This is a genomic window from Mycobacterium sp. Soil_C_30 (assembly GCF_057656995.1).
The window spans coordinates 439,923-451,958 of record NZ_JBDGJH010000002.1 but is presented as its reverse complement, the minus strand read 5'-3'; the positions used below and the strand labels follow the sequence as shown (position 1 = coordinate 451,958).

At 67.9% G+C, this 12,036-nt stretch carries 11 protein-coding genes; 1 reads left to right on the top strand and 10 read right to left on the bottom strand.

The genetic code is table 11. The features are described from left to right. Window positions 1-30 precede the first annotated feature (30 nt). The 3 genes from AC3A6P_RS05110 to ftsY form a co-directional block, all read right to left on the bottom strand. Window positions 31-369: a P-II family nitrogen regulator gene (locus AC3A6P_RS05110; protein ID WP_003881099.1), complete on the bottom strand. Its 339-nt coding sequence runs from the start codon at window positions 367-369 to the stop codon at window positions 31-33. A gap of 51 nt (window positions 370-420) precedes the next feature. After that, entirely contained in the window at window positions 421-1,773 is a 1,353-nt protein-coding gene (locus AC3A6P_RS05105) for an ammonium transporter (protein WP_487689151.1), read from the bottom strand. Between the two features lie 214 nt (window positions 1,774-1,987). Further along, the gene (gene ftsY, locus AC3A6P_RS05100) at window positions 1,988-3,391 is read right to left on the bottom strand and encodes a signal recognition particle-docking protein FtsY (RefSeq protein WP_487689149.1); all 1,404 of its coding nucleotides are present in this window, start codon (window positions 3,389-3,391) and stop codon (window positions 1,988-1,990) included. A gap of 34 nt (window positions 3,392-3,425) precedes the next feature. Between ftsY and fni the strand changes: the two genes are divergently transcribed. Beyond that, window positions 3,426-4,442 (top strand): type 2 isopentenyl-diphosphate Delta-isomerase, encoded by a 1,017-nt coding sequence (gene fni, locus AC3A6P_RS05095; RefSeq protein WP_487689147.1) that lies wholly within the window; start codon window positions 3,426-3,428, stop codon window positions 4,440-4,442. Here the strand turns inward: fni and smc are convergent. The 7 genes from smc to sepIVA all read right to left on the bottom strand — a co-directional run bounded on the left by smc (window position 4,439) and on the right by sepIVA (window position 11,980). Further along, a complete protein-coding gene (gene smc / locus AC3A6P_RS05090; RefSeq protein WP_487689145.1) occupies window positions 4,439-8,047 on the bottom strand; it encodes a chromosome segregation protein SMC in 3,609 nt (1,202 codons plus the stop codon). The genes fni and smc overlap by 4 nt on opposite strands. Window positions 8,048-8,248: 201 nt before the next feature. Then, window positions 8,249-8,530, bottom strand: a complete 282-nt coding sequence (locus AC3A6P_RS05085; RefSeq protein WP_487689143.1) for an acylphosphatase — start codon at window positions 8,528-8,530, stop codon at window positions 8,249-8,251. After that, complete coding sequence (locus tag AC3A6P_RS05080) at window positions 8,527-8,940, bottom strand: OsmC family protein (protein WP_487689141.1); 414 nt, start codon at window positions 8,938-8,940, stop codon at window positions 8,527-8,529. The genes AC3A6P_RS05085 and AC3A6P_RS05080 overlap by 4 nt, the downstream gene beginning before the upstream one ends. Window positions 8,941-9,036: 96 nt before the next feature. After that, on the bottom strand, window positions 9,037-9,885 hold the full coding sequence (mutM, locus tag AC3A6P_RS05075; RefSeq protein ID WP_487689139.1) for a bifunctional DNA-formamidopyrimidine glycosylase/DNA-(apurinic or apyrimidinic site) lyase: 849 nt from the start codon (window positions 9,883-9,885) through the stop codon (window positions 9,037-9,039). 9 nt (window positions 9,886-9,894) lie between these two features. Continuing rightward, window positions 9,895-10,608, bottom strand: a complete 714-nt coding sequence (gene rnc, locus AC3A6P_RS05070) for a ribonuclease III (protein ID WP_487689137.1) — start codon at window positions 10,606-10,608, stop codon at window positions 9,895-9,897. After that, a complete protein-coding gene (locus tag AC3A6P_RS05065) occupies window positions 10,605-11,201 on the bottom strand; it encodes a YceD family protein (RefSeq protein ID WP_487689135.1) in 597 nt (198 codons plus the stop codon). The genes rnc and AC3A6P_RS05065 overlap by 4 nt, the downstream gene beginning before the upstream one ends. 41 nt (window positions 11,202-11,242) lie before the next feature. Further along, window positions 11,243-11,980: a cell division protein SepIVA gene (gene sepIVA, locus AC3A6P_RS05060; RefSeq protein WP_487689133.1), complete on the bottom strand. Its 738-nt coding sequence runs from the start codon at window positions 11,978-11,980 to the stop codon at window positions 11,243-11,245. Window positions 11,981-12,036: the final 56 nt, after the last annotated feature.

Sequence of the window (12,036 nt, the reverse complement as noted above, 5' to 3'; positions counted from 1 at the left end):
CTGGAGAGGACGTTCAGAAGTTGTTGCGACTCAAAGGGCGTCGGCCCCGCGCTCGCCGGTGCGGACGCGGACCACGGTGTCGACCGGGCTGACCCACACCTTGCCGTCACCGATCTTTCCGGTACGCGCGGCCTGCACGATGACGTCGACCACCTTGTCCACGGCGGAATCATCGACGACCACCTCCACACGAACCTTGGGCACGAAGTCGACGGAATACTCGGCGCCGCGGTAGACCTCGGTGTGTCCCTTCTGGCGGCCGTAGCCCTGCACCTCGCTGACGGTCATCCCGAGGATACCCGTCTGCTCCAGGCCCGTCTTAACGTCTTCGAGTGTGAACGGTTTGACGATCGCAGTGATCAGCTTCATTTGGTCGATCCTTCCAGAGTCACTGTGAATGCCACTGTCCATGGTCCCCGATCACACGAGTTCATAAGCAGTTTCCGCATGCTCGGTCTCGTCGATGCCGGTGTCCTCGTCCTCTTCGCTGACCCGCCAACCCAGCGGCTTGACGATGAAGGCGATGATGGCGGTGAGGACGGCGGTGAAGATCAACGCCACCAGAGCGATCACGATCTGCACGACCAACTGCTGGATGCCGCCGCCGTAGAACAGGCCGGTTTCGGTGGCCAGCAGGCCGATTCCGACGGTGCCCCACAGGCCGGCGACCAGGTGGACACCCACCACGTCGAGCGAATCGTCGTATCCGAACTTGTACTTCAGGCCGATGGCCAGCGCCGAGAGGATGCCGGCGACGGCGCCCAGGATCAGCGAGCCGATCGGGGACAGCGAACCGCAGGCGGGGGTGATGGCCACCAGGCCGGCGACGATGCCCGATGCGGCACCGACGCTCGTGGCGTGGCCGTCGCGGATGCGCTCCACCAGGAGCCACGACAGCATCGCGGCGGCGGTGGCGGCGGTGGTGTTCACCCAGACCAGGCCGGCGAGCATGTCTGCCGCGCCCTCGGAACCGACGTTGAAGCCGAACCAGCCGAACCACAGGATGGCCGCACCGAGCATGACGAACGGGATGTTGTGGGGACGGAAGGCGGTCTTGCCGAAGCCGCGGCGCTTACCGAGCAGGACGGCCAGAACCAAGGCGGCCATACCGGCGTTGATGTGCACCACGGTGCCACCGGCGAAGTCGATCGGCGACACATTCGCCGCGCCTTCGTCGTCGACACCGAAAATCATTGCCGCGATGCCACCTTCAGCACCGGAGAGCAGGCCGCCGCCCCAGACCATGTGGGCCAGCGGGAAGTACACCAGGGTCACCCAGATGCCGCCGAACACCAGCCAGGTGCCGAACTTCATGCGCTCGGCCACCGCGCCGCTGATCAGTGCCACGGTGATGACGGCGAAGGTCAACTGGAATGCCACCCAGACGATGGCGGGCACGGTACCGAAACCACCCAGCACATAGGTGCTCACACCGTCGACCTCGCGGGTCTCCAGCAGCTGCGTGAGGCCGAATAGCGAGAACGGGTTGTCGAAGATGCCGAGGATGTCGCTCTCGCCGGTGTGCCCGGAAGCGAAGGACATCGAGTATCCCCACAGCACGTAGATGACGCTGACCACGCCGAGCGAACCGAAGGACATCATCATCATGTTGAGGACGGACTTCTGCCGTGAGAGGCCGCCGTAGAAGAACGCCAGGCCCGGGGTCATGAACAGAACCAGGGCAGCGGATGTGAGTACCCAGGCGGTGTCGCCGGCGCTCAGTCCTTCCGGCCCGAAGGGCAGAAAGGCATCGTCGGGTAAGGCTAAGACCACTTTGTGTGAACCTCCTTGAAATACGCCGATCGGATCGGCCTCGCAGAGAAGGTTCTTTTGCCGTGGTTTCATCGGTGATTCTGTTGTGTTTCACCCAAGTGAACGCACAGCCGTTAAGCGTTACGCTCGTGTTTCACCCTTGACGGACAGCGAAATTGACGCGCGCATGGCAGACTGTAAAGCTCTTTCGGTCGGGCTAAAGGGACGCAGGCGGTCAGCCCAGCAGAGCGTCGACGAACGCCCCCGGCTCGAACGGCGCCAGATCGTCGGGCCCTTCACCGAGACCGACGAGTTTCACGGGAACACCGAGTTCCTGCTGCACCCGGAAGACGATGCCACCCTTGGCCGTGCCGTCGAGTTTGGTCAGCACCACCCCGGTGATCTCCACCACGTCAGCGAACACCCGGGCCTGCGCCAGGCCGTTCTGCCCGATGGTGGCGTCGAGAACCAGCAACACTTCGTCCACGGCGGCGCGCTTACCGACCACGCGCTTCACCTTGCCGAGCTCGTCCATCAGGCCGACCTTGTTGTGCAGGCGGCCGGCGGTGTCGATGACGACGACGTCGGCACCGCCCTCGATGCCCTTGTCGACGGCATCGAAGGCCACCGAGGCGGGATCGGCGCCTTCGGGTCCGCGGACCACCTCGGCGCCCACCCGCGACGCCCAGGTCTGCAGCTGATCGGCCGCCGCCGCACGGAACGTGTCCGCGGCGCCGAGCACCACCCGGCGGCCGTCGGCCACCAGCACCCGCGCCAGCTTCCCGACGGTGGTGGTCTTCCCTGTGCCGTTGACGCCGACGACCAAAAGCACGGACGGCGCATCGGCGTGGGGCAGTGCCCTGATCGACCGGTCGAATTCGGGGTGCAACTCAGCCATCAGAGCCTCCCGCAGCACCCGGCGGGCATCGGCATCCGTACGCACGCCGGCCGACGCCAGCTTCGACCGCAAGGTCTGCATCACCGACGCCGCGACAACGGGCCCGAGGTCGGCGATCAACAGGGTGTCTTCGACTTCTTCCCAGGAGTCCTCATCGAGGTCGCCTCCGCCGAGCAGGCCCAGCACACTGCGTCCGAGCGCGTTCTGGGATTTGGACAGCCGGCCGCGCAACCGGTCCAACCGCCCTTCGACGGGCGCGATGGTGTCCAGCACCGGAGCTGGTTCCGGCTCGGGCTCCGGCAAGGGCGCGGGTGCCGGCGCAGGCTCCGGCTCGGGGGTGGGCTCGGGCTCGGGCAGCGGTTGCGGCTCGGGCAGCGGCGCGGGCTTCGGGGCCGGCGCGGGTTCCGGTGGCGCCACGGTCCCCGGTTCGGGAAGCTGTACATCGGCAATCGATCGTTTGGGGGCATCCCGCGGGATCGTGGCATCGTCACCGACGGCGGGCAGGCCATCGGTGTCGATCCGCTCGGGCGGTCGAACCTTCTCAGGAGCCGGTGGCGCGGACTGGCTGAAGGTGATGCCCGATGTCGCGGTGTACCCACCGGAACGATCGACCGGTTTCGTGGTGTCCGGTGGCGGTGTCAGACTTATGCGCCGCTGTCGGTAGCGCACCAACCCGACAACCAGCGCAGTGACGAGCAGAACGGCGACAACCGCAATTGCGATCCAGAGACCTTCAGACACCCGGTCATTCTCCCAAAACGGGTATGTGGTGACGATGGCGCCCGAGGGGTCACCCACCCGCAAGCTTCGACACATCGACGTGTGCCTCACCCAGGCCGTCGAGTACACCGACGTCACGACCGGTTTCGAGGCCTACCGGCTGCCCTACAACGCGCTGACGCAGACCAGCCTGTCGGACGTGGACGCCGGCGTCGAGTTCCTCGGCGCGACGTTGCGCTCCCCCATCCTGATCGGGGCGATGACCGGCGGCGCCGAACTGTCCGGGGTGATCAACCGCAACCTCGCCGCGGCCGCTCAGCAACTGGGCCTGGCGATGATGCTGGGTTCACAGCGCATCATGCTCGACGACGAGGCCGCCGCGTCCAGTTTCGAAGTCCGTGACGTGGCTCCGGACGTCCTGCTGGTCGGCAACATCGGGCTGGCGCAGCTGAGCCCGTCCGCGCTGCCCTACCTGGACAAGGCGCTGGCCCGCGTGGGAGCCGACGCGCTCGCGGTGCACACCAACCCACTGCAGGAAGCTGTGCAGGACGGCGGTGACACCGATTTCACCGGCACACTGAGCCGGCTGACCGATCTGACGCACTCGCTGGACTATCCGGTTCTGGTGAAAGAAGTCGGGCACGGTCTCGGCGCCGTGGCCGCCCGTCAGCTGCGCAGCAGCCGCATCGCGGCCGTCGACGTCGCCGGCGCAGGCGGTACCTCGTGGGCCCGGGTGGAGCAACTGGTCCGCTACGGCGAAGTCCGCCACCCCGCGCTGGCGGAATGGGGCGTGCCGACCGCGGTGGCGCTGCGTGAGGTGCTGCGTGAACTTCCCGGTGTCCCGGTCATCGCGTCCGGCGGCATCCGGACCGGCATGGACGCCGCCAAAGCGCTGGCGCTGGGCGCCACCGCAGTGGCGATCGCGCGGCCGCTGCTGACCCCCGCCGTGCAGTCCGCCGACGCAGTGGTCGACTGGCTGGGCAGCTTCATCGACGAGCTGCGCATCTGCCTGCACGGCTGCGGTGCGGCCGACCTCACCGAGCTGCGGGCTCTGGGGCTCGCACCCCGCTAATCCGGGCTCGCCTCGCTCCTGCCCGCTTTGACCAGCTCCTGACCCCGCATCCGCTGCGAGATCACCTGCGTGATGCCGTCGCCCTGCATGGTGACGCCGTACAGCGCGTCGGCGATCTCCATGGTCGGCTTCTGGTGGGTGATGACGATCAGCTGCGATTTCTCCCGGAGCTGTTCGAACAGCCCGAGCAACCGGCGCAGGTTCACGTCATCGAGGGCGGCCTCCACCTCGTCCATCACGTAGAACGGTGACGGCCTGGCCCGGAAGATCGCCACCAGCATCGCCACCGCTGTCAACGACTTCTCGCCGCCGGAGAGCAGCGAAAGGCGTTTGACCTTCTTGCCCGGCGGGCGGGCCTCCACCTCGACGCCGGTGGTCAGCATGTCGCCGGGGTCGGTCAGCAGCAGACGACCCTCTCCGCCCGGGAACAGCGACGCGAACACCTGCTCGAACTCACGCTCCACATCGGCGTAGGCCTCGGTGAACACCTGCAGGATGCGGGCGTCGACATCCTCGACCACATCAAGAAGGTCCTTGCGCGCCGCCTTGACGTCTTCGAGCTGCGTGGACAGGAAGTTGTACCGCTCCTCGAGGGCGGCGAACTCCTCGAGCGCCAGCGGGTTGACCCGGCCCAGTTCGCGGAGTTCCTTCTCGGCGCGCTTGGCGCGGCGCTCCTGGGTGTCGCGGTCATAGGGCATGGGTGCCGGGGCGGTCACCTGTTCGCCGCGCTCGCGGGCCTGCTCGTATTCAGCCATCTCGAGTTCGGAGGGCGGCAGCCCGATGTGGGGACCGTATTCGGCGACCAAATCGCCTGGCGCCATGCCGAATTGCTCGAGCACCGTCTGCTCGAGCTGCTCGATCCGCAGCGCCGCCTGGGCCTTGGCCACCTCGTCGCGGTGCAGCGAATCGGTCAGGGCGGCGATCCGGTTCTTCAGGGCGTCCACCTCTTCACGCGCGGCGGCCATGGCCGTGGCGCGCTGCTGACGTTCGGCGGCCAGCTGATCACGGGTACGCGATGCCACGGTCACCACCCCGGCCAGGCGCTCGGCGAGGATGCGACCGGAATCACCGACCGCCGAGGCGATGGTTGCGGCATGCTCACGCGCCTCGCGGGCCCGCGCTGCCCTGGCCCGCGCCTCACGCTCGCCCGCGGCGGCACGGCGCAGTGAATCAGCCCGTCCGCGAACGGCGTTCGCGCGTTCCTCAGCCGTGCGCACGGCCAGTCGGGCCTCCACTTCTGCGGCGCGCACGGTGTCCACGACGGCGGTCAGGCGTTCCCGGTCGACGGGCTCGTCGGCCTCGACGGACGGCACGTCTTCGGCGTTGTGCAGCCGCTCCTCCAGCTCCGTGAGTTCGGCAACCGTCTGAGCCCGGCTGCTCTCCAGTTCGTCACGCTGCTGAATCTGCCTGCGCCAGTCATTGTCTGCGTTGCGGGCCTCCACGCCGAGCCGGCCCAACTGCTCGTAGATCTGCGAGATGGCGGCATCGGATTCGTTCAGCGCCGCCAAGGCGTGTTCGGCGGCGTCGTGCCGCGCCGCCTGCTCGGCGGTCGCCCCCGCCAACGCTGCCGCCAGTTCCTCGACTTGTGTTTCAGCAGCGGCCAATTCGGCACGCGACTTCTCGATCTCGGAGGTGATCTCGAGGGTGCTCGGTTTGCGGTCCGAACCCCCGGCGACCCAGCCCGGACCCACCAGGTCTCCGTCGACGGTCACCGCGCGCAACTCGGAGCGGCGCGACACCACATCGAGGGCACCGCTCAGGTCGTCGACCACCACGATGCCGGTCAACAAAGCGGTGAGGGCACCGCGCAACCGGTCCGGCAGGTCCACCAGATCCAGCGCCCAGCGCGCACCGTCGGGCAGTTGGCCGTCGACCCGCGTGACGTTCTCGGGCCAGTCCCCCAGTACGATCGCCGCGCGGCCGCCGTCGGCCTCCTTCAGTGCCGCGACGGCCGAGGCCGCCGCCTCGAAGTCGTCGGCGGCCAGCGCGTCGGCTGCGGCGCCGAGCACCGTGGCCAGCGCCACCTCGTAGCCGGCGTGCACCTTCATCAGTTTCGCCACTGAGCCGAAAAGGCCGGCATCAGAACGGTTCTCGGTCAGCCAGGCGGCGCCGTCCCGGCGTTCCAACCCGACGGCCAGCGCGTCGATCCGAGCACGCAGCGAAGCAACCTGACGTTCAGCGCTGCGTTCGGCGGCCTGCAGTTCGGCAACCCGCTCATCGGCCAGGCGCACCGCCGCGACCGTGCGGTCGTGGTGGTCGTCAAGGCCCACTTCGCTCTGATCGAGTTCACCGACGCGACCCTGCACCGTTTCGAACTCGGCCTGGGCCCGTTCGGCCCGCTGCCCCGCGTCCTCGATCCCCTCTGAGAGCCGGGCGATGCGCTCGTCGGTGGACTCGACGCGAGCCCGCATGGTCTCGACCTGACCGGCCAGCCTGGCCAGCCCCTCCCGGCGGTCGGCTTCGGCGCGGACGGCGGCGAGGTGGGCACGTTCGGCGTCGGCGGCCTCGCGTTCGGCCTCACCGAGTTCCTCACGCGCTGCCTCCAGCCGGGCCCGGGTTTCGGCCAGCTCCGCCAACAGCTGCTGTTCGAGCTCGGCCACCTCATCGGCTTCCGCGTCGAGCTCATCGGGATCGCGACCGCCGGTGTGCACCGGTTCGGCTTCCAGCAGCTGGGTGCGTTCGGTGGCGATGCGCACGGTGGCGCCGACCCGTTCGGCAAGTGCGGAGAGCCGGAACCACATCTGCTGGGCCCGTTCGGCCCGGTCGGTCAGGGTGCCGACGGCGGTCTCGTGCTCGGTGAGCTCATCGGTGGCGACCGCCAGACGCTCGGAGGCCTCCTCGTGCTCCTTGCGCAGAGTGGCCTCGGTACCACCCACACCTTCGAACTCGATCTGGCGTTTCACCAGGTCGTCGGCGGCCAGCCGCAGCCGGGCGTCGCGCAGGTCGGCCTGGATGGTCTGGGCGCGGCGGGCCATCTCGGCCTGGCGGCCCAGCGGCTTGAGCTGGCGGCGCAACTCGGTGGTCAGGTCGGTGAGCCGGGCCAGGTTGGCGGCCATCGCGTCGAGCTTGCGGACCGCCTTCTCTTTGCGTTTGCGGTGCTTGAGCACGCCGGCGGCCTCTTCGATGAAGGCCCGCCGGTCCTCGGGGCGCGACTCCAGGATCTGCGATAACCGGCCCTGGCCGACGATGACGTGCATCTCCCGGCCGATGCCGGAGTCCGACAGCAGTTCCTGGACGTCCATCAGCCGGCAGCTGGTGCCGTTGATCTCGTACTCCCCGGCGCCGTCGCGGAACATCCGGCGGGTGATCGACACCTCGGAGTATTCGATGGGCAGCGCATTGTCGGAGTTGTCGATGGTCAGTGTGACCTCGGCGCGCCCGAGCGGTGCCCGGGTGGAGGTGCCGGCGAAGATGACGTCTTCCATCTTGCCGCCGCGCAGCGTCTTGGCACCCTGTTCGCCCATCACCCAGGTCAGGGCATCGACGACGTTCGACTTGCCGGAACCGTTGGGGCCGACGACGCAGGTGATGCCAGGTTCCAGACGCAGAGTCGTGGGCGACGCGAAGGACTTGAAGCCCTTCAACGTCAGACTCTTGAGGTGCATGGCGTGCCAGAGTACCGCTAGTCGGTCGACGAGCCGGCGAGGCACGAGCCGGGGAGAGAGGGCCGACTACGCAACATTCAGTCGGTCGACGAGCCGGCGAGGCACGAGCCGGGGAGAGAGGGCCGACTACGCAACATTCAGTCGGTCGACGAGCCGGCGAGGCACGAGCCGGGGAGAGAGGGCCGGACTGACAAAGAGGAACTAACGCTCGCTGAATCCCCGGATCTGTTCCCCGGGTGCCGACCAATCGGCGATCACCTTGTCCACCCGCCCCGGTGTGGTGTCCCCACGCAACAGCTCGAGCAAACGCTCACCCGCCTCCCGCGGGCCCTGCGCCACCACCAGCACACGGCCGTCGGGCTGGTTACTGGCGTAGCCGGTGAGCCCCAGTTCGAGGGCTCGCGAACGGGTCCACCACCGAAAGCCCACCCCCTGCACGTTGCCGTGCACCCAGGCCGTCAGCCGGGCTACGTCCTCAGTCACGGTCGTTTGTCGGCAATCTCGAAGGTGACTTCGGTACCGGACTTGAGCGTGCGTCCCACGGTGCACACCTGATCGATGGCGCGGTTGACGACGGTGCGCACCCGTTCCGCTTCGGCCTGCGAGAGTCCGGACAGGTCGATCTCGAGGACCTCCTGCAACAGCGGGTAACGCTCCTGCTCGCGGTCCGGCGGGCCCGACACCTTGACGGTGGCCTGGTAGTCGTCACCGAGGCGGCGGGCCAGCGGCACGTCGCTGGCCATCCCACTGCACGCGGCCAGCGCAATCTTCAGCAGCTCCCCCGGGGTGAAGACACCCTCGACGTCCTCGGAGCCCACCAGCACTTCCGCGCCACGGGAGCTCTTCCCGGTGTAGCGGCGGGTCCCGGTGCGTTCCACCCAAAGTTCCGTCATGGTGCCTCTTCCCTATTCGGCGCGAGCGCGCGCTCTTGTACGCAACACGCCGAGCTCTGGTGTACAGACACGCGCGCTGGCGGGTTGTTGAACGTATCAACCACGCGGGCGTGGCTGGCATTTCGGGCAGTAGAACGAGGAGCGGTTCATGAACTTCTCGCGGCGCATCACCGCGCCGCAGCGCCGGCACGGTTTCCCCTCGCGACCGTAGGCGTCCAGCGAGCGGTCGAAGTACCCGGACTCGCCGTTGACATTGACGTACAGCGAGTCGAATGAGGTGCCGCCCTGACCGAGTGCGTCGCGCATGACATCGCCGGCGTGGTCGAGGATGCGGGCCAGCGTCGGCTTGGTCAGCGTCTCGGCGATCCGCACCCCGTTGACCTTCGCCCGCCACAGCGCCTCGTCGGCGTAGATGTTGCCGATGCCCGAGACCACCGTCTGGTCCAGGAGCTGACGCTTGATCTCAGAGTGCTTGCCGCGCAACACCTTCACTACCGCATCGCGGTCGAATGCGGGGTCCAGCGGGTCACGGGCGATGTGCGCCACGGGTTCGGGGACTTCGGTGCCGTCCACGGTCACCAGTTCGGTCAGCATCCACCCGCCGAAGGTTCGCTGGTCCACGAAGCTCAGCGCGGTGCCGTCGTCGAGCAGTGTGGCGATGCGCAGGTGTTCGGTGCGAGCGACTTCGCCCAGCAACATCTGACCGCTCATTCCCAGATGCACCACCAGCGCCTCGCCGCTGCCGAGGGTCAGCCACAGGTATTTGCCCCGCCTGCCGGTGCCGGTGATCTCGTTGTCCAGCAGCCGCGCCGTGAGGTCCGCCGGGCCGGCCTCGTGTCGCCGCACCGCCCGCGGGTGGTGCACCCGCACCGCGGAGATGGTGCGCCCGGCAACGTGATTCTGCAGGCCCCGTCGGACGACTTCGACCTCGGGAAGTTCAGGCATCGAGCGTTCTCACGCCTCGTCGTCGTCGAGTTCGACCAGCGCCTGCCAGGCCTGGGCCGCGGCCTTCTGCTCGGCTTCTTTCTTGGACCGGCCCACGCCGGTGCCGTATTCCATGTCCTTGACGATCACCGTGGCGGTGAACTGTTTGTCATGGTCGGGACCGGTGGAGGTCACCGCATAGGTCGGCGAACCCAAACCCTTTGCCGCACAGAGCTCTTGCAGGCTGGTCTTCCAGTCCAGCCCGGCGCCCAGAGTCGGTGCCGTGTCGAGCAGCTGGCCGAACAGCCGCAGGATGACCTTGCGCGCGGTGTCGATGCCGTGCTGCAGGTACACCGCACCGAGCAGCGATTCCATGCCGTCGGCCAGGATGCTCGACTTGTCGGCGCCGCCGGTGTTCATCTCGCCGCGCCCCAGCAACAGGTAGGAACCCAGTCCGTCCGGGGTCAGCCCGCGGGCCACACCGGCGAGGGCCTGGGTGTTGACCACGCTGGCCCGCAATTTGGCCAGGTCACCTTCGGTGAGATTGGGATGGCGATGGAACAGCTCGTCGGTCACGGTGAGGCCCAGAACCGCATCGCCGAGGAATTCCAGACGTTCGTTGGTGGGCAGGCCGCCGTGCTCGTAGGCATAGCTGCGGTGAGTCAGCGCCAGGGTGAGCAACTCGGCACCGACATCCACTCCGAGCGCGTCGATGAGGGGCTGGCGATCGTCCTGCGCAGTCATTCCCTGGATTCTCCCGAGGCCTCATCGGGCAGCAACGCCGCCAGCTTCGCCCAGCGCGGGTCGATGACGTCGTGGTGATGTCCGGGCTCGGCGGTGGCGAGCGGTACCCCGCAGGTCTGGCACAGGCCGGGGCAGTCCGGGCTGCAGACCGGCGAGAGCGGTAGCTGCAGCACCACGGCGTCCACGATCGACTGTTCGAGGTCGATGGTGTCGTCGACGACGTGGCCCACTTCGTCTTCCTCCGTCGTCGCCTCGGTGGTGCTGTCCGGATAGGCGAAGAGCTCGGTCAGATCGATCGTCACCGTTCCGGAGATCGGGGACAGGCAACGGGCGCACTCACCTGCGGTGGGGGCGGTGACGCTGCCGGTCACCAGCACCCCTTCGGAGACCGACTGGAGCTCGAGATCCAATTCCAGCGGTGCGCCCGGTTCGATCGCGATGAGGTCGAGGCCGATGCGCGACGGGCTCAGGACGGTCTGGGAGATCTGCATCATCGAGCCGGGCCGACGGCCCAGCCGCGAGATGTCGAAGGTCAGGGGTGTGTGGCGATGCGCTGCCGCGCTGTTGGACGCCGCTTTCTTGAACACCGACATGACGGTAATTCTACGGCGCACCGACTGGCGGCCACGCCAGCTCAGCGTTGCACGTAGTCGTGGGTGCCCGCGGCGGTACGCAACTGGTGCCGGCCCCGGCCGACCGAGCGCAGCGTTCCGTTGAGGTAGTCCTCGAACTCGGCGAGTTTGCTGTCGACGTAGATGTCGCATTCTCCGCGCAGGCGGTCGGCCTCGGCGTGGGCGGCGTCGATCAGGCGTGCGGACTCAGCCTGTGCGGACTGCACCACCTCGGTCTGCGACACCAGACGCTGCTGCTCCTTGATGCCCTCCTGCACGGCCTTCTCATAGGAGATGTTGCCGCTCTCGACCAGCCGGTCCGCTTCGGCCTTGGCGCGGCCCACCGCGGTCTCGTAATCGCGTTTGGCGTTGGCGGCCAACCGATTTGCCTCTTCGCGGGCCTCACCGACCATGCGCTCGCAGTGCTGGCGCGCCTCGGCCACCATCCGGTCGGCTTGCGACTTGGCGTCGGCGAGCAACCGGTCGGCCTCGCCTCGGGCATGCCCGAGGGTGGAGTCGGCCTCCGCAGTCGCCGAGGACACCAGGCCGTCGGCGTGCTGCTTGGCGTCGCGCAGCATCGTGTCGCGTGCGTCGAGCACGTCCTGAGCGTCATCGAGTTCGCCGGGAATGGCGTCTTTGATGTCGTCGATCAGTTCGAGCACGTCACCGCGCGGGACAACACAGCCGGCGGTCATGGGCACGCCGCGCGCCTCTTCGACGATGGCACCCAACTCATCGAGCGCTTCAAATACTCGGTACACGGCGCACCCTCCAGGCCTCGTTGTTGTTACAAGTGTGCCTGGTGTTGCGCCTGTGA

Coding starts and splice junctions, on each gene's coding strand:
- mutM (WP_487689139.1), bottom strand. CDS start 9,885: ATGCCTGAACTTCCCGAGGTCGAAGTCGTCCGACGGGGCCTGCAGAAT.
- AC3A6P_RS05080 (WP_487689141.1), bottom strand. CDS start 8,940: ATGACGGAACTTTGGGTGGAACGCACCGGGACCCGCCGCTACACCGGG.
- rnc (WP_487689137.1), bottom strand. CDS start 10,608: ATGACTGCGCAGGACGATCGCCAGCCCCTCATCGACGCGCTCGGAGTG.
- AC3A6P_RS05110 (WP_003881099.1), bottom strand. CDS start 369: ATGAAGCTGATCACTGCGATCGTCAAACCGTTCACACTCGAAGACGTT.
- fni (WP_487689147.1), top strand. CDS start 3,426: ATGGCGCCCGAGGGGTCACCCACCCGCAAGCTTCGACACATCGACGTG.
- AC3A6P_RS05065 (WP_487689135.1), bottom strand. CDS start 11,201: ATGTCGGTGTTCAAGAAAGCGGCGTCCAACAGCGCGGCAGCGCATCGC.
- smc (WP_487689145.1), bottom strand. CDS start 8,047: ATGCACCTCAAGAGTCTGACGTTGAAGGGCTTCAAGTCCTTCGCGTCG.